Raw genomic sequence first — 18,350 nt, forward strand, 5'->3', positions numbered from 1 at the left:
ATCTTTCAAAAAAAAGAAGCGATCACGCTTCTTTTATTCCAAAATATTCATTGATTGCTTTGAAGATCGCTTGAGCAATTCGTTGTTGGGTTTCTGGCGTAAAGAGAGCTGCTTCATCCCCACTATTGGATAAATAACCAGATTCCAATAAGACAGCTGGCATGGTCGTATATTTAATCACTCTAAAACCAGCAGTTCTTATTCCGCGATCATTAAAACCTGTTGCTTCTACAAGGTAAGGATGAATCAATTGGGCAAAGAATCTGCTCTCTTCATGTGTATAGTAGGTTTCTGTTCCACTTACGTCCGGTTTTCCAGTCATCGCATTGGCATGGATCGAAATAAATAAATCAGCACCCAAGGAATTTGCTAATTCCACACGCTCGTCTAATGTTGGATAGGTATCCGAATCTCTAGTCATGATCACTTGAATCTCTTGGTTATTCTGATATAATGTATTGACTAATAGAGCAACCGCTAAGTTAAAATCCTTTTCTCTTGTACCACTTACTCCTGATGTACCTGGATCTTTTCCGCCGTGGCCAGCATCAATCACAACTTTAAAAACCTTTGGTTTCATCTGTAAGATCAAGAGGTTGTCCCTTTTCTCTATGCTATAATCTACTTTCTTCTTTAAATCGACAACAATTCTGACTTGATCTGGATTTAGTTGAAATTGACTATAACGCACAGCGCTAAAGAGCTCGTTCTCTGCAATCTCAGGTGACTTTAAGTTTGGTGAGAGAATCATCCCCTCAAGGTCAATCACTAAACGGTTAGGTTGGTTTAACTCGATTAATTTGTGAGTAAATTCTGTTTCCTTTGTTTCAATGATAAGGCTTGTCCCATCTTGAACAATCGTTTGTAATTCATTTGAAGGTGCAATTTCTTCTAGCTGAGATGGATCATTTTGATTTTCCTGATCTGGTTTCTGATTTGTTTCATCATTAGTAGTCTCATCTACTGGGCTAGGTTCTTCTTTAGTATCTGTTGGCTTATCTGTTGTTTGTTCTTGACCATTCTGCTCATTTCCAGTTTCCGATGGTGGCACAACTGTGTCTACCTTAGTATCGATCGCAACAGATTGAGTTGATGCATCCCATTTCACATGAGCACCAAAATTTTCAGATATTGCTCTAATGGGTAAAAAGGAACGGCCATTTTTAGAAATAGGTGCTACATCTAATGCAATTTTTGTCCCATTCTTCCATAATGTTGCTTGATTAAGGACAAATCTAATTCGATCTTGACCACTCACAATATTTACTTCTTTCTTTTTACTATCATAGGTGACGTAATAGCCAAGGTTTTCGGATATCACTCGAACAGGAACAATGACACGACTGGTATTAGTCATGATAGGTGGAGCATCAGATAAAACAACCTTCCCATCGATTAAAATTTGAATCGGTTTCTCAGCAGCCATTACAACGCTAGGTACAAGAAGAAACAAGAAGATCAAAAAAAGAAATAAAATGCGTCGTCTCTCCATGTTTCTACCTCTCTTATTCTCATTTTTGTTTTTGACATAAAACGACGTTTTCTCTAATCAACTCACTTTCCTCAATTCTTTTCTATTAAAATAGACAAAAAAAGACAGAAAAAGTTGCGGGAGTTAGACAATTTTCAATAAATTTATACTTTTGGACTACTTCCTTTCCATGATCCAGATCGACAGAAAAACAAAGAAGCCAACAAATGCTGTTCCAGCCATAAATAAATAAGTGTTCATCATTCCATAATGTTCTGATATCCAACCACCCATCATCGTAACCGCCATACTCCCTAAGCCTAAGCCAAAGGAACCATATAAAGACATTGCAGTCACTTGCATTTCTTTAGGGGATATTTCACGAACAAACTGGGCCGCAGTTGGAACGTATAATCCAACAGAAAAGCCTTGAACAAATGTAGTAGCTAAAACCCAAGATACTGAGGTACTAAAGGAATAGAAAAGCCATCTTCCTGTCGTTACAAGGGCTGAAAACAAAAGAATGGGTAATAAACCAAATTTGCGAATTAAGAAACCACTTACCCTCATCAAAGGAGCTTCACTACCTGCTGCTAATAAAAAGGCCAAGCCAAACCCTGACATTGATCCCCCTATTTCTTTAAAAAATAAACCAAAATAAGTGTTATTTGCATTGATCGATCCAAACAATAAAAAGGTTCCCAATAAGAAAATGAGAAACTTAGGTATCTTTAATAAATCTCTGATTCCTTGAAAAAGTTGTATAGAGACTTGACCAGTCTCATTAGGGATGTTGAAGGTGATCAGTGCAGCCATACCTAGGAAAAGTGCATATAAATAAAAGATGACTTGAACATCTAACAAATCGCTTAGTGTTCCAGCAACCCATACGGCAACAGCAAAACCAATCGCCCCCCATAAACGAATATCACCATAATTGCCCCCATAGTTGTGAACAAAATTCATCGAAATATTATCTGAAATGGGAACTACGGCACTTTGAAATAAGGAGAGCGCTGCATTTAGTAAGATAAAAATGGCATAAGATTGATTATACGGAAAAATCAAGGCAACGAATCCAGCCGCTAGCAATGTAAAAAATAAAATTTTTTTCTCGATACGAAACCGATCACAAATCATTCCCCATAGAGGTTGCACGATAATAGCCACTACAGGCCCAATCGACATAAGGAGGCCAATTTGCCCTTCACCTAACCCTTGTTCTTTAAAGTATACAGAAAGGGAGGGATATAACGCCCCTACACCAAAAAAGAACAATAAATAAAAGCCACTTAAATTGGTATATATTTTTTTCTACTTTTCTTGTAAGCAATTGCCTCCAACTTGACATCTCCTTTGCTTATTCCTTTGCCAAATTATATTGTAACACATCAAGCACATTATTTGGGCGTATGCATACCCTATAATAAAAGCCCATTTTAAGGGAGGGTTTGAAATTGAATCTTAAAATAGATACGATTACAGAACATATTCCAGAAGATGCTTTTGGCTACTCATTAGCCTTAGGTGACATCAATGGAGATGGGAAAAACGAGATCATCGTTGCTTCCACCAATGGGCCAAAAGGGGCTACTATTAAAGTTTTTTCTCCTAATAAAAAACGACTAAAGACGTTTCATATCGGAAATAAAAAGGTAAATACCATTCGTCTCATCACTGCCGACATCAATCAAGACCAAATCGATGAACTAGTAGTTGGGATTACCTATCAAGATTTATCTGGAGAAGTAAAAGTCTTTTCTGTCAAAGATCATAGAACAATCTACCATTGGAAAAGTGAAAGGGAATACGATGCCTTTGGATTTACCATTGCAGTTGGCCATATCACTGGTGATGAAGGAATAGATGTTTTAGTAGGAGCACCACAACCGATTCAAAGGGGCAAAGGAAAGGTCTACATCTATAACGGCAAAGATGGATCATTATTTAGAGAATATACTTCAAGAATAAGCAAGGAATATTGTGACTTTGCAACCTCTGTAGCTGCTGGCGATATCGATGGTGATGGGTTTGATGAAGTCATTATTGGTGCACCAGGTATCCCTAGAGGGGAAGTCTATGTTTATTCAGGTAGATTAGGATGGCTAACTCAGAAGTTATCTGGTGATCCCGGGTTTGGTATCAACGTTCATGTAGACGATGTGAATGGAGATGAGCGAAAAGAACTCCTTGTGACAACGAAAGATTTACATGGCAATAAAGTTTCTGTTTTCCAAGGAGGATTTTATCCGATCTATGAAATCATGAACGACGAAGTAGATATTGGTTTTGGTGAAACCATGATCACGTCTGATATCAACGGTGATGGTAAAAAAGAAATTATCCTTGGCGCTTTTGATGCTCATCACAAGAGGAAAAAATATGCTGGCCAAGTGAATGTGTATTCAGGTGATGAAGGCAAGTTACTCCATCGTTGGTATGGCCAAAATGAAAAAGATCAATTTGGTTTCTCCATGGCTGCAGGTAAACTAGATAACGCAAAAGATAGCTTACTGATTGGTGTTCCAAGAGAAATTCTAAAGAAAAATGGTCTTGTCTATATTGTTTCAATGGAATAATATTTACCCATGCCTTCCTTTTACAGAAAATAATAAGGAAGGCATTGCTCTTGAAAATAAAATTAATATTTAAGAAAATAGATTAAAACTTGATTTGAGGTGATCATCTTGAAATTCGAAAATAAAGTCGTGATCGTAACAGGTGGCGGTCAGGGGATTGGACGAGCCATCTCACAAGCATTTGCTAAACAAGGGGCAAAAGTCGTCATTGCCGATATCGATGAAGAAGCAGGACGAGAAAATGAAAAGATAATTATTCAGGAGCAAGGTGAGGCGTTATTTGTAAAAACAGACGTGAGAAATGAGGGAGAGATTAAACAGTTAGTCAATCAAACGGTTAAAAAATATGGACAAGTCGATATATTGATCAATAATGCGGGTATTGGCCATACGGAATCTATTTATACGATCAATGTAGATGATTTTGACCGGGTGTTGTCAACAAATCTCCGTTCTACTTTTATTTGTAGCAAATATACGGCTTTAGAAATGAAAAAGCAACAACAAGGAGTCATTATTAACATTGCCTCTACACGTGCATTCATGTCAGAACCTAATACAGAGGCTTATGCTGCTTCCAAAGGTGGGATTTTGGCTTTAACACATGCTCTAGCAATTAGTCTTGGCCATGATGGTATTCGCGTGAATGCAATCAGTCCTGGCTGGATTGAAGTTGGAGATTGGCAAAAATCAAAAATGGCCATCCAACCTCACCATTCAGAAGAAGATAAAAATCAACATCCTGTTGGGCGAGTTGGACAACCAATGGATATCACAGCAGCATGTCTGTATTTAGCTTCAGACGATGCTAGTTTTATTACTGGCCAAAATCTAACCATTGATGGCGGAATGACCAAAAAAATGATTTATGTTGAATAAAGGGAATAATTTATTCCTTAATGCCTAGGGCGATGTTCCCTGCAATTCGTTCAGCCGTTTTCCATTCATCTAAACTTAAAATACGCTCAGATAATGGAAATAAAATTTGGTTTTCTTTATGAATATGCTCTCTTAATACTTGCAAGATCAATCCAGCATGTTTTAAGGCGACATCTTTGGCTGGTGTTTCTTTCATCAATTCTTCCTTTAAAGCCTTTTGTGCGTTTCTGAGTTCATCATGTTCTCGCTCCATTACCATGACAGGTCCATTTGGGCCTATTTTTTCTGACATCAATGGGAATAATGCCTGTTCTTCTTGAACAAAGTGAATATCTAAGGCGACTTCAAGGAATTTGGTAAAACCAATAAGCTGCAATTTTACTCTTTCTATTTCAGCCCCTTTTCTTAATTCTTCTAAATGAACATGTAATTGATCTAACTGCATCAATGCGTGCTCGTGATCTTCATAAAATAATTGTAATAAACTATTCATCTACATAACCTCCATCCCATTTTATATCTTTACCTATACTATACTAAGGTTTGGAATCTATTGCAGTGAAATTTATCACATAAAGATCATAAAGATATTATTGTACTCTTTTTTCCCTGACCTTAGGTAGGATTTTCTTAATATCTACTTTTCTCTCTTTCTTCCAAGTAGAAGGTTCGTGCTCATCAAATTGTTCTAAAAAATCAATGACCTCCTTAGTTAAAGGTGTTGGAGTTGAAGCTCCTGAAGTTACAGCTACGGTTTGCTTTCCTTTGAGCCATTCGATATCTAGCTCAGACAAATCTGCAATCCGATAAGCAGGGACTCCGGCAATTTCTTCTGAAACTTGGGCCAAACGATTAGAATTATTACTTCTAGGATCCCCAACCACAATAACTAGATCACTATCTTTTGCTTGTTCAGCTACTGCTTCTTGTCGAGTTTGAGTCGCCATACAGATTTCATTATAAACCTCTGCATGGGGAAATTTTTCTAAAACCTTCTTCATCACATGAGCAACATCCCATTGGCTCATGGTTGTTTGATTTGTCACGATAATTTTATTTGATTCAATCTCTAATTGTTCTACATCTGCCTCTTTTTCAACTAAATAAACTTGCTCAGGTGCAACTCCAATTGCCCCTTCTGGTTCAGGGTGACCCTTTTTACCTATATATATAACTTTATAACCTTGCTTTGTTTTTTCCTCAATAAGAATATGGGTCTTGGTTACATCAGGACAGGTTGCATCAATGACAACTAATCCTTTTTCCTTCGCCCTTTTTTTACTTCTGGTGAAACGCCATGGGCAGTAAAAATAACCGTTCCTTCATCAATTTGTTCTAGTAAGGCTAAACGATTTTCCCCATCCAAGGAAATAATATTCTGTTCTCTAAACGCTTCAACCACATGTTGATTATGCACGATCATACCTAATATATAAATAGGTCGTGGTAAACTTTTGTCCAAGGCTGCATTTTGTGCCAAAACCATGGCATCTACCACACCATAACAATATCCTCTTGGAGAGATTTTAATGACATTCAAAGTATTCTCCTCCTCATATACATATACTACTCTATTTTAACATCTGTAGATAAAAACACAATGGAGCGGAATTTAATATTGCAGTCTTAAAATATTCAGAATATAATAATTCCTATAATGAACGTTATATAATATATACTATTTTACATAATAGTATATCACATATTATTTGCAGCAAATTATTCGACATCTAAAACAAAATGGGGAGGATATCATAATGAGTACAAATGTGGAAGAACTAAATCTTAGAAATCTACTAAAGGGGACAAACGTTTATTTTAATCTTGAGGTACCAAAGATTATTGAACTAGCGATTCAACGTAAGGAAGGAATTTTAACAAAGACAGGTGCATTATTGACGACGACTGGCAAATATACTGGACGTTCTCCAAAAGATCGATTTATCGTTGATGAAAAAGAAAATCACGACAAAATCGCCTGGGGTATTGTAAACCAACCGATCAATGAAGAAATTTTCTATTCACTCTATCAAAAAGTATTACAATATCTTCAAGATAAAGAGATCTTTGTTTTTGATGGGTATGCTGGTGCAAATAAGAAATATCAATTACCGATTCGTGTTGTAAATGAATTCGCATGGCATAATCTATTTGTACAACAGCTTTTCATCCGCCCCACTAAAGAAGAATTAGAGAGCCATCAAGCTGAATTTACTGTTATCTCGGCCCCCGGTTTTAAAGCAAACCCTACCGTTGATGGAACAAACTCTGAAGCTTTTATTATGCTTAATTTAAAGGAAAAAATCGTCTTAATAGGTGGTACAGAGTATGCTGGTGAAATGAAAAAATCGATTTTTAGTGTCATGAATTTCTTATTACCACAGAAAAATGTCCTATCGATGCACTGTTCAGCCAATGTAGGAAAAAACGGCGATGTGGCTTTATTCTTTGGTTTATCTGGCACGGGAAAGACCACCCTCTCAGCAGATCCAAATCGTTATTTAATCGGCGATGATGAACATGGCTGGTCTGATGATGGAGTCTTTAATATTGAAGGTGGATGCTATGCGAAATGTATTCGCCTCTCTGAAGAAAATGAGCCACAAATTTGGAATGCCATCCAATTTGGTAGTGTACTAGAAAATGTGGTAATTGATGATAACCGTAATTTAGACTTTAATAGTGATGCTCTTACAGAAAATACCCGTGCTGCTTATCCGCTACATTATATCCCGGGAGCAGTCATCCCTAGCCAAGCAGGACATCCTCACGTAGTCATCTTTCTTACTGCGGATGCTTTTGGTGTATTACCTCCTATCTCTAGACTAACAAAAGAACAAGCAATGTATCATTTCTTATCAGGTTATACGAGTAAATTAGCAGGCACAGAACGGGGTGTTACTGAACCAGAGGCCACTTTCTCCACTTGTTTTGGTGAACCATTCTTACCATTATCTCCAACCATCTATGCGGAGATGCTAGGAGAGAAAATCACTAAACACCAAGCAAAAGTCTATCTTGTGAATACTGGTTGGTCAGGTGGACCTTATGGTGTTGGACAACGAATAAAGATCGCTTATACAAGGGCAATGGTCACAGCGGCTTTAAATGGTTCAATCGAAGAAGCTGCTTTCATAAAGGATCCTATTTTTGGTTTTGGTATTCCTACCCAGATTCATGGTGTACCTGAAGAAGTCTTACAGCCTAAAAATACTTGGGCAGACCAAGAAGCCTATGATCGTCAAGCCAATGAATTGGCAAAACGTTTTATCCTTAATTTTAATAAGTTCTCACAAGTATCTGAAGAAATTAAATCAGCTGGACCAAAAGTTACTGAATAAGAAAAGGTTTGTATATTCCAACGCACTCCAAAGTTCGCTGTTTAGGAATATACAAACCTCTACTATTTTTCTTAGTTCTCTTATTTGTTTGGGTCTAGTGTGATTAGTCGATACATACTTCCTAAGATTCGATGCTCATTTTTGAGCTTGAATCCTGCCAATTCTAAATTCTTCATTGTGTCTCGATTAATGTTTGCCCCGATCATTCCTACGACTAACGGGTTTATCATATCCATCATTTTTCCCATCATCGGTTGATCACTTCGCATGTGCTCTAACATTCGAATTGTTCCATTTGGTTTAACAACTCTACGAATTTCCTTTAATCCTTTGATTGGATCAGGGACAGAACAAAATACACAGGTGGTAACCACTGCATCAAATGAATTATCTTCGAATGATGACATCCATCCAATCATACACATGGGCTACACGATTATACCGTCTACGAATAATCTCTGTTCGATCCATCTTTTATTCACTTACCTTCGTCAAATAGTCATTCCTTTTCAATTGCTTTGATGTTACTAAAATTTATTTCATTAAATCTGGATATAGCGCTTTTGCTATGCTTTCTAAACCATCGATGATCCGTGGTCCTGGTCGATTCACGATGTCACTATCTAGATCTACCACTCGTTTATTTTTAATCGCATCAATGTTTTGCCAACCTTCTTTTTTCATGATGTTTGCTACGGCATTCTTATCATAGTATCCATATGTAGTAAGGATCACTTGTGGGTTTTTTGAAATAATTTTTTCTTCATTATATTTTATCCAACCTTGGTCTTCAACGATATTGATTCCTCCAGCTTCCATTACTAATTCATCCATAAACGTTCCTTTTCCCGGTGTGTATAAATCTGGAGAAACAGCTACAAACACACGTACTTTTTCTTCTGGTTTCAAAGTAGCTAATTTTTCGTTTATCGATTTTTGTTTTTCCTTCATTTTAGAGACGACTTCTTTCGCTTGTTGTTGCGTATTGGTGACAAGACCAACTTTTTCAATCGTTTGATAGACGGCATCTAAACTTTGTGGGTTAAATTGTAAAACAGGTATCTTTAATTCACGAATTTTATCTGTCATTTCTTTGTTATGAGAACCTAACAAAATTAACTCTGGGTTTAATTTAACGATTTGCTCGATGTTTGGATTTAAACCTTCTTGAAAAACATACTCTACTTTTTTCTGAACATCATGCGGATAGTTATCATACTTCGTTACTGCAACAACTTTTCCTTCTAAACCTAAGGCAAAGAGTGTTTCTGTGTGACTAGGAATTAAGGATATAATACGCGTCGGTTCTTTTGTGATCGTAACCTTTGTTCCTGTATCATCTATAATGGTTAATGGGTAGGTTGTTTTTAATGTTTCTTCTTGTTTTTGAGCTTGATTTTGAATCGTTTGTTCTTGTGGTTTTGCAGCTTGTTGCCCACATCCGGTAAGAACACCCAACAATAGTAAAATAGCACTTAACAAAAGCAAACTTTTCTTCATAAAACTTTTTTTCAACATCTTAATCTCTCCCTTGTTCATAGTATCATGAATGATTTAAAAAATATAGTGATCGAAAAATTGAACATATACTGGTCGTAGAGAATGAATGAACCAATCTTCTAGATTCTCAAACATCTTTTCTTTTCGTCTTGAAAATGCGACTCTATCTTTTCTTGGTGGTAATCCATATTTCTCTCGTAGTCGTTCTAACCACTCATGTCGAAAATGATCTGAATCAAAGATTCCATGAATAAAAGTTCCCCAAGCTGGTAAGTTCGGATGATGAAACCCTTCAAGAGTTCCATTTTCTAATAAAAACATCCCTTCTTGTTTTTCAGTCCATTCCACCATCCCCATATGAATTTCATAGCCCAAAATAGGTAGCTTAGAATGAACCTTTTTCCCTTTCACACGGACGGTTTTCTTTTCCTTCTCAAATCTTGTAACCATTGGGAAAAAGGCAAACCCTTCTCGTGATAAAACATTTGATTCGATCAAATCTGGATCCAACAATCTCTCACCAAGCATTTGGTATCCACCGCATATTCCGACTAATTCTCGCTGTTGTGCTACATGATCAACTATTTTTTGCCAAAATCCAGATTGCTGCAAAAACTGCAGGTCTTCCATTGTATTTTTTGTTCCTGGCAAAATCACAACATGAGGATTACCAAACTCTTTCACATTATTTACATAGCGAATTTGAACATCCTCTTCTAGCTCTAATGGAATAAAATCGGTGTAATTCGATATATACGGGTACTTCACAACGACAATGTCTAAGTCCGCGTTTTCTTTTACCTTTTGTTTTTGCTGTAAAGCCACCGAATCCTCTTCTTCCCATTCTGGTAATGGATAAAAAGGAAAAACAGCAAGGACCGGAATATCTGTGTACTTTTCAATCCACTCGATTCCCGATTGAAACAACTGAAGATCTCCACGAAATTTATTAATAAAAATTCCTTTCACCCTTTTTCGCTCTTCTTCTGTCAACAATTGCAGAGTCCCTACGATTTGGGCAAAAACTCCCCCACGATCAATATCAGCAACCAAAATCACATCTGCATTGGCCCACTCGGCGACCTTCATATTCACAATGTCCCGATCTTTTAAATTCATCTCAACAGGACTACCTGCGCCTTCAATGAGGATCAAATCGTACTCCGCTTGTAGTTTCGCTAATGAGTCTTGAACGATTTTTTTTAGTTCTTCATGTTTTGTCTCACGATAATCCCGAAAATTCATTTGTGCGATCGGTTTCCCGTGAACAATCACTTGTGATGCGTATGGATTGCTTGGTTTCAGTAGAATCGGATTCATATGTTCTGAGGCCACGATCCCAGCCGCATCGGCTTGCAAACCTTGGGCTCGTCCTATTTCTTTCCCATCTACTGTGATATAGGAATTTAAAGCCATATTTTGCGCTTTAAAGGGAGCAACAGAAACATTTCTTTGCGAAAAGTAACGACATAATGCTGTGACAATCCTACTTTTCCCGACATCAGAACCTGTACCCACAATCATTAAAGCCTTAGCCATCTTTTATTTCCCCTTCATCGACTTCTCTCATTTCTTTGTACTGCCAATTCAGATAAAAAAGAGAGCCAGGTCGAACATTTAATTCATAAAAAGACGTATGGTGAATCATTGAATAAAGAGCCCGAATCGGACCTCCATGTGTGATAACAAGCATCGATTGACTAGCACTTTCCTCTACCCATTGATCAAAAAAGGAAATCAGCCGTGATTTTAATTGCTGTAAGGTTTCCCCATTTGGCGGTGAAATTTGCCAAGGGTCATGAAGCCATTTGACAAATAACTCTTGTTGATTTTGGTACAACCCATCATAATCTTTCAATTCCCAATCGCCAAAATTCAGTTCTTTCAGCCGCTCATCCTGCATAATAGGAATATTCGTGTTCAGTTGTTTACGAATGATCTGCATCGTCTCTATTGTCCTTTTCATTCCACTATGCACCATCATTTCAACCCGGTGTTGTTGCAAGAAAGGAACCCATTTTAAGATCTCATCATCATTTTGATCAAGTAAAGGCGGATCACTGCTTCCAAGCAATATTCCTTTTTCATTCCATTTTGTCAATCCATGTCGGAGTAAATAAAAGTTCATGTCTCACCTCGATAACAGAACAAACATAAGCCAAAGCAGTGTTTCTCCCCCTTCAATGAACCAGCCATAAACATCCCCTGTTAGTCCCCCTAATTTTTTTGTAAAATACACACCAAATAAAATGACAAACCCAATAACCAGAAATAACATCTGTAGCGCATAAGCAGTCAGCCAAAATAATGGTAGAATCCAAACAAAAGTGACTATGAAAGTTTTCAGTGTTAGAGCTTCCTTTAACATCCTTCCGATCCCTTCCTTGCGCGCATAGGGAAAACGATATACCGCCAATACAACACCAAAGCGGGCCAGCAAAGGAGCAAAAAGAAATGCTTCTAGGGAAAACTTCGCATCAATACTTAGCAAACTGGATGCCTTTAACGCAAATAAAATAACAAATCCGATCACACCCATAGCTCCGACACGACTATCCTTCATAATCGCAAGCATTTTTTCTTTATCTCGGCTACTCCCAATCCCATCAAAAACATCCATCCAACCATCTGCATGTAACCCTCCTGTTATCCATAAAAGGAAAGAAACCAACAGGATCGAATGAACCGTTCTTGGGAACCAATCAATCGTAATTTGCTGAAATAAATAAAGGAAAAACCCAATCATCCAACCTACAGCAGGAAGGTAGAGAATCGAACGTTTCATCCTCTCTTGATCATAATGTATGGCATATGGAACCGGAATACGGCTAAAATATTGGATTGCCATCCAAAACGAATCAATTTCATTCATTAATCGCCTAATTTTGCATCACCCCTTTCATATCGTCTTTGATCAACATCGGGATTCCAGCTACGACTAAATAGACTTGGTCTGCTACCTTTGCTAATTTTTGATTGGTCCAACCTAGCAAATCCTGATAGATTCGGCCTAAAACATTCATTTCAATTCCACCAAACCCGACCTCATTCGTTACAAGAATTGTAGGTTGGTTCGTTTTCATAAGTGTCTGAATAAAGCGATCAATTTGCTCTTCTACTATTTTGACCCCTTGTTCTGATTCCCACATTTCTTTTCCCATTGGATCTTTTTGTAATAAAAGATTAGAAACCCACACTGTAACACAATCGAGTAAAGTGACAGTATCAGCTGAAGCCTTTTTCTTTGGAGCAAAGTATTGATCAATCCATATTGGCTCTTCGATAATCTTCCAATTTGTTGGGCGATTTTTTTGATGATGGAGAATTCTTCTTCTCATTTCTTCATCTTTAGCTTCTGCAGTTGCAAGATAACGAACATGCCTTTCATATTGACTGGCTAAAGATTGGGCAAAATTAGATTTGCCACTTCTTACTCCACCTGTAATCAAGGTGACGTTAGCTTGAGGATATGTCAAACTGTTTCAACTCCTTTAAAAGCTCAAGGTTTTCTTCCCGTGTTTTGATGGCTAAGCGGATAAAATGATCATCTAGTCCTGGAAAAGAATGAGCCAAACGAATAGCGATTCTTTTTTTCTTTAACTCTTGTTCAAGTCGATCTACGGAAAAAGAAGTGTGTACCAAATAAAAGTTCGTCGTTGTGGGGTAAATGTGATACCCATCGATTTGTTTCATTTCTTGGTAAAACCACTTTTGTTCTTGATGAATCCATGCCCGCGTTTCTTCCCTAAATGAAATGTCATCAAGTAAAATTATCCCTACCTGTTGTGCCAACGCATTGACTGTCCAAGGGTCTCGTATCAACTCCATGGAATGAACCAACCACGAAGGTCCAATCGCATATCCTAGTCGAATCCCGGGAATGGAGTAAAATTTAGTCAAAGAGCGCACGAGGATAAGGGGAGTATCTTCTTGAAACAGTTGTATTAACCCATATGGCTCACTTGTAAATTCAATAAACGACTCATCGACCACTAAAAGGGCCTGCCGATCTTTCACAAGTTGGATCACTTCTACCATTTCTTCTAAAGAAATCATTTGACCTGTTGGGTTGTTCGGACGACAAATATACAGTAAATCCCCTTTAGATAGAATCGCTTTTAATCTTTCAAGGGGAAATATAAATCGATCTCCATCTATCTCATAAAAGATCCGTTTTATTGGAACATTTGCCGCTTGTAATGATGCTTCATATTCTGAAAAAGTAGGATGAACAACAATTCCTTGATTCACACGTAGTACCCTTGGTAAAAGAAAGAAAAGTTCTGCAGCGCCATTTCCAATCACGACTTGTTCTTGATTCACTTTTAACTTTTTCGCAATTTGTTCCTTAAAAAGATACGCTTGTTCCAATGGGTATTTACAAATCCACGATCGATCACTTTGCTGTAAGAAATCCATAATCAAAGCTGAAGGCCCTAATGGATTGGTATTAATACTAAAATCTAGTTTTGCCCAAGACTTACTTCCATGTTCCCTTTTACTCAATAAAGGGATATGTTCCTGTAACCATTCTTTCACCAAATCACCAACCTAATTGGTAAAATAAAGCGACCAAAAGATCACCGTGTACAAGCCAATAAAGATTCCACTTACACCATATAACAACTGAATCGTTTGTTGAATATGCTCAACCTGAAGCGGTTTAAGATCATCCCCCATATACGCTCTTTTTTTGGGTTGGCCAAAATAAATATTGACCCCTCCTAAGCGGATATGTAAAGCCCCAGCAACACTCGCTTCTGGGATGCCACTATTCGGACTAGGATGTAAATGTGCATCTCGAAACCAAATAGAAAGAGACTTTTTTGCATCCAATTGTAACAACCAAGCTGCTAAGACAATGAGAACACCGGTGATCCTTGCAGGGATATAATTAAGTAGATCATCAAATCTTGCGGAAGCAAAGCCAAAATCACGATAACGTTCGTTTTTATACCCACACATCGAATCAAGGGTGTTGGCTGCTCGATATACCATTGCCAACGCAGGTCCTCCTAATATGGCGTAAAATAGTGGAGAAATTACTGCATCGACAATATTTTCTGCAATAGTTTCAACCGTTGCCCGAATCACTTCCGATTCATCCATATGATCAGTATCCCGACTAACGATATAACCAACCTGTTTTTTAGCTTCTTCTAGTTCTTTTGCCTTTAATAAAGAGAACAACTTCTTCCCCTCGTCTGCTAAACCTTTCGTTGCAATTGTGGTTGAAATGAGCCAAGCGCCTACCAACAACGATAACCAAAGATGAACCTGATTCATTACAAATAAAATGAGCCATACCAATCCATAACTACTGCCAACAATGATAATGACTAAAATAATCCCTAATAACCGCTCTGAAAAATGGAAAGTAAATCTTCGTAAAAATGTTTCCATATTTCGAATAGCTTTGCCAATCAACACCACGGGATGTGTCAATTGCTTTGGATCACCAATCCACAAATCAATGAGAAATGCAGCGATCACTTGCCAATAAAGATATTGATCCATACTCTATCCTCTGTCGTTAGTTTTGGGATACGATTTTATTTGCTACGTTTGCCTCTTCAAAGGTAGCCATTTCTTGAAATAGATGTTGAGCAGAACGAAGTATTGGAAGAGCTAGGATTGCACCTGTTCCTTCCCCTAGTCGTAGGTTCAATTGTAATAATGGATAGATTTGCAACGCTTGTAACGTATGTCGATGTCCTGGCTCCTCAGATTGATGGGAAGCAATCATATAAAGTACACTCTTTGTTTCAATCTTTGCTGCAATCAATGCCGAAGCACCCGTATTAAAACCATCGAGCAAAATAGGAACTCGCTTATAAGCAGCAGACAAAATCATTCCTGTCATCGCTGCAATTTCATAACCACCAAATGTAGCAAGAACCTCGATTGGATCATTAGAATGTAGGTTATGGAATTGTAATGCTTGTTGAATGACCTTTTTTTTATGCAACCACTGATCTGAATTCAAACCAGTCCCTCTACCAACGACTTCATCAAGAGGTCTTTTTAGCAATGAAGCTGCAATCGCTGCACTCGATGTGGTATTTCCAATCCCCATTTCTCCAATTGCTAATCCTTTTGCACCATTTTCTACTTCCATCACCCCTAAATCAAATCCGACTTGAATCGCCTCTATTGCTTCTTGTTTGGTCATCGCTTTTTCTTTGAGAAAATTCCGGGTGCCTTGTCCAATTTTCTTTTGGATTAAGAGGGGATTATCGATGGAATCTTTCATTCCCACATCGACCACTTTTAACGACACATCGTGTTGGCGTGTTAACACATTAATCGCCGCTCCACCATGAAGAAAATTATGAACCATTTGTGTCGTCACTTCGGAAGGAAAAGCGGAAACTCCCTCTTCTGTTACTCCATGGTCCCCTACAAAAACAAAACTTGTAATCGGGTCAACACGGAAACGAGTCGTCTGATAAATGCCTGCCAATTGAATGGCCAAATCTTCTAACATTCCCAAACTACCCTGTGGTTTTGTCAATTGATCTAAATGGGTCTCTGCTTCTTTCATTACATTCACATCTAACAATTGAATCTTATCAATAGCCGTTTGCCAATTCATGTTCTTTCCTCCTCAATATTCAATTCCTTTGACAGCTGGAATTCCTTCATTATAGTAATGTTTTACTTCTTGAATTTCAGAAACAAGATCTGCTTGGTTGATGAGTTCTGGTTTAGCATTACGACCTGTAATCACCACATGTAACGCTTTTGGTCTTTGTTGAAGTAATTGAATCACTTCTTTTAGTGGAAGAACATCATCGATGGGAAAATCAGTGATTGCTAAAGCATTATTCAACTCGTCTAATACAATTAGATCGTAAGAACCAGACATTGTTTTTTCTTTAACTAATTCCCAAGCCCTGTTTAACGCTTGACGATGTTCCTCTGCCGTTTTCGTCCAGGTAAAGCCGATACCTAATTGAATAATCTCAATCCCTAACTTCTCTAATGTCTTTTTTTCTCCATAATCCCTTTCAGGTGATTTGATAAATTGAAAGATGCCTACCTTTAGACCCTGACCGAATGCTCGAACGGCTAGTCCAATTGCAGCTGTCGTTTTTCCTTTTCCGTTTCCCGTATAAATGATCGTTAAGCCTTTTTTCGTTTCTTTCATCAATTTCTCTCCTTTCTTCAAGTGAATTTATCTTTTTTTTTGATATTCAACTGCTTTTTCTAACCAATGAATAACCATATTCGGATTTGAAGGAAAGTAGAAGTGTGTATATCCAGCTACTAGATTTTCCTGATGGTAACCATCCGAAAATTCTCCGCCTAATCCCTTTACCTTATACGCATATGGGTAGTTTTCAATCGTTGGAATTAATCTAGAATAGTGAAATTCGTGTCCTCTTGCTGTCTCTCCTTTGTTTAATAATACTTGTTGCATAAGTGCTGTGATTTCCCGATATCCTAATGCAGCCAAACGTTGTTGCATTTGAACTTTTGCAGGAATGATTCCGACCATCTCATACGAATTTCCCTTGTGATCAATAATCTCCTCAGTTAAGAACATATAGCCACCACATTCAGCAAATGTTGGCATTCCCTGACTGATCTTTTCCCGAAAATCAGCGATTACCTTTTTCTGCGCTGTTAATTGAGCAGCAAATTCTTCCGGAAATCCCCCTCCGATATACAATGCATCTGCATTAATGGGAATGGTTTCCCCAGCCAAGGGGCTAAAGTATTGAATTCTCGCTCCATACTGTTCTAGTAACTCTAAATTCTCTGGATAATAGAAATGAAATGCTTCATCTTTAGCCACAGCAATGGTGACAGGATAACGTCGCTCAGAAAGTGATTGGAACATAGGACTATGGTTAACAATGACTTCCTTTGCTTTTTTGGCAATTTGTATGAATTGATCGAGATCAATATGCTCTTCTATCGATCCTGCTAATTGTTGAAATAATGGATTAAGTTCCCCTCGTTCAATTGCTGGAACAAGTCCTAAATGTCTTTCCGGTATACTCATGATTTGATTTTTGATTAAATAACCAATCACTGGAATTCCTGTCACATCTTCGATCGCCTTTTTTACCAATTGATAATGTCGATATCCTCCTACTTGATTGACAACCACTCCGGCAATATTTATCCGGGGATCCATTCGCTTAAACCCAAGGACCATCGCTGCAGCACTTCGGGCTACTCCCTCTGCATTGATGACCAAAACGACTGGAGCGTTTAATAATCGGCTAATTTCCGCAGTACTTCCTCTGTCACTTAGAGGGTCTTTGCCATCAAAAAAACCCATTACACCCTCAATTATTGCAAGATCTGCACCAAGTGAACCGCGGATAAAGATTTCCTTCATGATTTCTGAATCAACCATCCAAGTATCAAGATTCCTTGACTCCCTTTTTGTTACTGCAGTGTGATATGTAGGATCAATATAATCGGGTCCTACTTTAAACCCTTGAACAGTGATTCCTCTTTTTACTAGAGCAGCCATTATACCAATCGTTAACGTCGTTTTCCCTACTCCACTTCCTGTCCCAGCAATGACAACTCTTGGAATCTGTGTTTTCATCAATTCCCTCC

The 18,350-nt window shown here is 37.9% G+C and carries 17 protein-coding genes and 1 pseudogene; 3 read left to right on the forward strand and 15 right to left on the reverse strand.

Going from position 1 to position 18,350, the window contains the following annotated elements:
• Positions 1 to 22: 22 nt before the first annotated feature.
• On the reverse strand, positions 23 to 1,492 hold the full coding sequence (locus tag U473_RS09980) for an N-acetylmuramoyl-L-alanine amidase family protein (RefSeq protein WP_068725910.1): 1,470 nt from the start codon (positions 1,490 to 1,492) through the stop codon (positions 23 to 25).
• 156 nt (positions 1,493 to 1,648) lie between these two features.
• Positions 1,649 to 2,779, reverse strand: a complete 1,131-nt coding sequence (locus tag U473_RS09985; RefSeq protein WP_068725913.1) for an MFS transporter — start codon at positions 2,777 to 2,779, stop codon at positions 1,649 to 1,651.
• Positions 2,780 to 2,928: 149 nt separating this feature from the next.
• Between U473_RS09985 and U473_RS09990 the strand changes: the two genes are divergently transcribed.
• Positions 2,929 to 4,050, forward strand: a complete 1,122-nt coding sequence (locus U473_RS09990; RefSeq protein WP_068725915.1) for an FG-GAP-like repeat-containing protein — start codon at positions 2,929 to 2,931, stop codon at positions 4,048 to 4,050.
• A gap of 108 nt (positions 4,051 to 4,158) precedes the next feature.
• Positions 4,159 to 4,929: an SDR family oxidoreductase gene (locus U473_RS09995; RefSeq protein ID WP_068725918.1), complete on the forward strand. Its 771-nt coding sequence runs from the start codon at positions 4,159 to 4,161 to the stop codon at positions 4,927 to 4,929.
• A gap of 10 nt (positions 4,930 to 4,939) precedes the next feature.
• On the opposite strand, the gene U473_RS10000 is transcribed toward U473_RS09995, so the two are convergent.
• Both U473_RS10000 and U473_RS10005 read right to left on the reverse strand, forming a co-directional pair.
• A complete protein-coding gene (locus U473_RS10000; RefSeq protein ID WP_068725920.1) occupies positions 4,940 to 5,422 on the reverse strand; it encodes a hemerythrin domain-containing protein in 483 nt (160 codons plus the stop codon).
• A 97-nt stretch (positions 5,423 to 5,519) separates the two neighbouring features.
• A pseudogene (locus U473_RS10005) lies at positions 5,520 to 6,469 on the reverse strand (4-hydroxy-3-methylbut-2-enyl diphosphate reductase).
• 217 nt (positions 6,470 to 6,686) lie between these two features.
• Here U473_RS10005 and pckA point away from each other — a divergent pair.
• The gene (gene pckA / locus U473_RS10010) at positions 6,687 to 8,270 is read left to right on the forward strand and encodes a phosphoenolpyruvate carboxykinase (ATP) (RefSeq protein WP_068725923.1); all 1,584 of its coding nucleotides are present in this window, start codon (positions 6,687 to 6,689) and stop codon (positions 8,268 to 8,270) included.
• A gap of 80 nt (positions 8,271 to 8,350) precedes the next feature.
• Here the strand turns inward: pckA and U473_RS10015 are convergent, their stop codons facing one another.
• From U473_RS10015 to U473_RS10065, 11 genes are all read right to left on the reverse strand, one after another.
• Positions 8,351 to 8,677: a class I SAM-dependent methyltransferase gene (locus U473_RS10015; protein WP_235589101.1), complete on the reverse strand. Its 327-nt coding sequence runs from the start codon at positions 8,675 to 8,677 to the stop codon at positions 8,351 to 8,353.
• A 127-nt stretch (positions 8,678 to 8,804) separates the two neighbouring features.
• Positions 8,805 to 9,788, reverse strand: coding sequence for an ABC transporter substrate-binding protein (locus tag U473_RS10020; RefSeq protein ID WP_201024186.1), 984 nt, complete (start codon positions 9,786 to 9,788; stop codon positions 8,805 to 8,807).
• Positions 9,789 to 9,824: 36 nt separating this feature from the next.
• Positions 9,825 to 11,309, reverse strand: coding sequence for a cobyric acid synthase (locus U473_RS10025; protein ID WP_068725928.1), 1,485 nt, complete (start codon positions 11,307 to 11,309; stop codon positions 9,825 to 9,827).
• Positions 11,302 to 11,898, reverse strand: a complete 597-nt coding sequence (locus U473_RS10030) for a histidine phosphatase family protein (protein WP_068725931.1) — start codon at positions 11,896 to 11,898, stop codon at positions 11,302 to 11,304. The genes U473_RS10025 and U473_RS10030 overlap by 8 nt, the downstream gene beginning before the upstream one ends.
• 3 nt (positions 11,899 to 11,901) lie before the next feature.
• Positions 11,902 to 12,642, reverse strand: a complete 741-nt coding sequence (gene cobS / locus U473_RS10035) for an adenosylcobinamide-GDP ribazoletransferase (RefSeq protein WP_082732490.1) — start codon at positions 12,640 to 12,642, stop codon at positions 11,902 to 11,904.
• Between the two features lie 7 nt (positions 12,643 to 12,649).
• Positions 12,650 to 13,246, reverse strand: coding sequence for a bifunctional adenosylcobinamide kinase/adenosylcobinamide-phosphate guanylyltransferase (cobU, locus tag U473_RS10040; protein ID WP_068725933.1), 597 nt, complete (start codon positions 13,244 to 13,246; stop codon positions 12,650 to 12,652).
• Entirely contained in the window at positions 13,227 to 14,309 is a 1,083-nt protein-coding gene (locus U473_RS10045) for a pyridoxal phosphate-dependent aminotransferase (RefSeq protein WP_068725935.1), read from the reverse strand. The genes cobU and U473_RS10045 overlap by 20 nt, the downstream gene beginning before the upstream one ends.
• 12 nt (positions 14,310 to 14,321) lie before the next feature.
• Entirely contained in the window at positions 14,322 to 15,287 is a 966-nt protein-coding gene (cbiB, locus tag U473_RS10050; RefSeq protein ID WP_068725937.1) for an adenosylcobinamide-phosphate synthase CbiB, read from the reverse strand.
• A 16-nt stretch (positions 15,288 to 15,303) separates the two neighbouring features.
• On the reverse strand, positions 15,304 to 16,365 hold the full coding sequence (cobT, locus tag U473_RS10055) for a nicotinate-nucleotide--dimethylbenzimidazole phosphoribosyltransferase (protein ID WP_068725940.1): 1,062 nt from the start codon (positions 16,363 to 16,365) through the stop codon (positions 15,304 to 15,306).
• Between the two features lie 12 nt (positions 16,366 to 16,377).
• Positions 16,378 to 16,920, reverse strand: coding sequence for a cob(I)yrinic acid a,c-diamide adenosyltransferase (gene cobO / locus U473_RS10060; protein WP_068725942.1), 543 nt, complete (start codon positions 16,918 to 16,920; stop codon positions 16,378 to 16,380).
• 27 nt (positions 16,921 to 16,947) lie between these two features.
• Positions 16,948 to 18,339: a cobyrinate a,c-diamide synthase gene (locus U473_RS10065; protein WP_068725944.1), complete on the reverse strand. Its 1,392-nt coding sequence runs from the start codon at positions 18,337 to 18,339 to the stop codon at positions 16,948 to 16,950.
• Positions 18,340 to 18,350: the final 11 nt, after the last annotated feature.

Source organism: Tepidibacillus decaturensis, from assembly GCF_001561915.1.
Classification (GTDB): domain Bacteria; phylum Bacillota; class Bacilli; order Tepidibacillales; family Tepidibacillaceae; genus Tepidibacillus_B; species Tepidibacillus_B infernus.

Bases quoted from the DNA above. Each gene is read 5' to 3' on its own strand.
- U473_RS09980 (WP_068725910.1), bottom strand. From the start codon at position 1,492: ATGGAGAGACGACGCATTTTATTTCTTTTTTTGATCTTCTTGTTTCTT.
- U473_RS10000 (WP_068725920.1), bottom strand. From the start codon at position 5,422: ATGAATAGTTTATTACAATTATTTTATGAAGATCACGAGCACGCATTG.
- pckA (WP_068725923.1), top strand. From the start codon at position 6,687: ATGAGTACAAATGTGGAAGAACTAAATCTTAGAAATCTACTAAAGGGG.
- U473_RS10015 (WP_235589101.1), bottom strand. From the start codon at position 8,677: ATGTCATCATTCGAAGATAATTCATTTGATGCAGTGGTTACCACCTGT.
- U473_RS10020 (WP_201024186.1), bottom strand. From the start codon at position 9,788: ATGTTGAAAAAAAGTTTTATGAAGAAAAGTTTGCTTTTGTTAAGTGCT.
- U473_RS10025 (WP_068725928.1), bottom strand. From the start codon at position 11,309: ATGGCTAAGGCTTTAATGATTGTGGGTACAGGTTCTGATGTCGGGAAA.
- U473_RS10030 (WP_068725931.1), bottom strand. From the start codon at position 11,898: ATGAACTTTTATTTACTCCGACATGGATTGACAAAATGGAATGAAAAA.
- cobS (WP_082732490.1), bottom strand. From the start codon at position 12,642: ATGAATGAAATTGATTCGTTTTGGATGGCAATCCAATATTTTAGCCGT.
- cbiB (WP_068725937.1), bottom strand. From the start codon at position 15,287: ATGGATCAATATCTTTATTGGCAAGTGATCGCTGCATTTCTCATTGAT.
- cobT (WP_068725940.1), bottom strand. From the start codon at position 16,365: ATGAATTGGCAAACGGCTATTGATAAGATTCAATTGTTAGATGTGAAT.
- cobO (WP_068725942.1), bottom strand. From the start codon at position 16,920: ATGAAAGAAACGAAAAAAGGCTTAACGATCATTTATACGGGAAACGGA.
- U473_RS10065 (WP_068725944.1), bottom strand. From the start codon at position 18,339: ATGAAAACACAGATTCCAAGAGTTGTCATTGCTGGGACAGGAAGTGGA.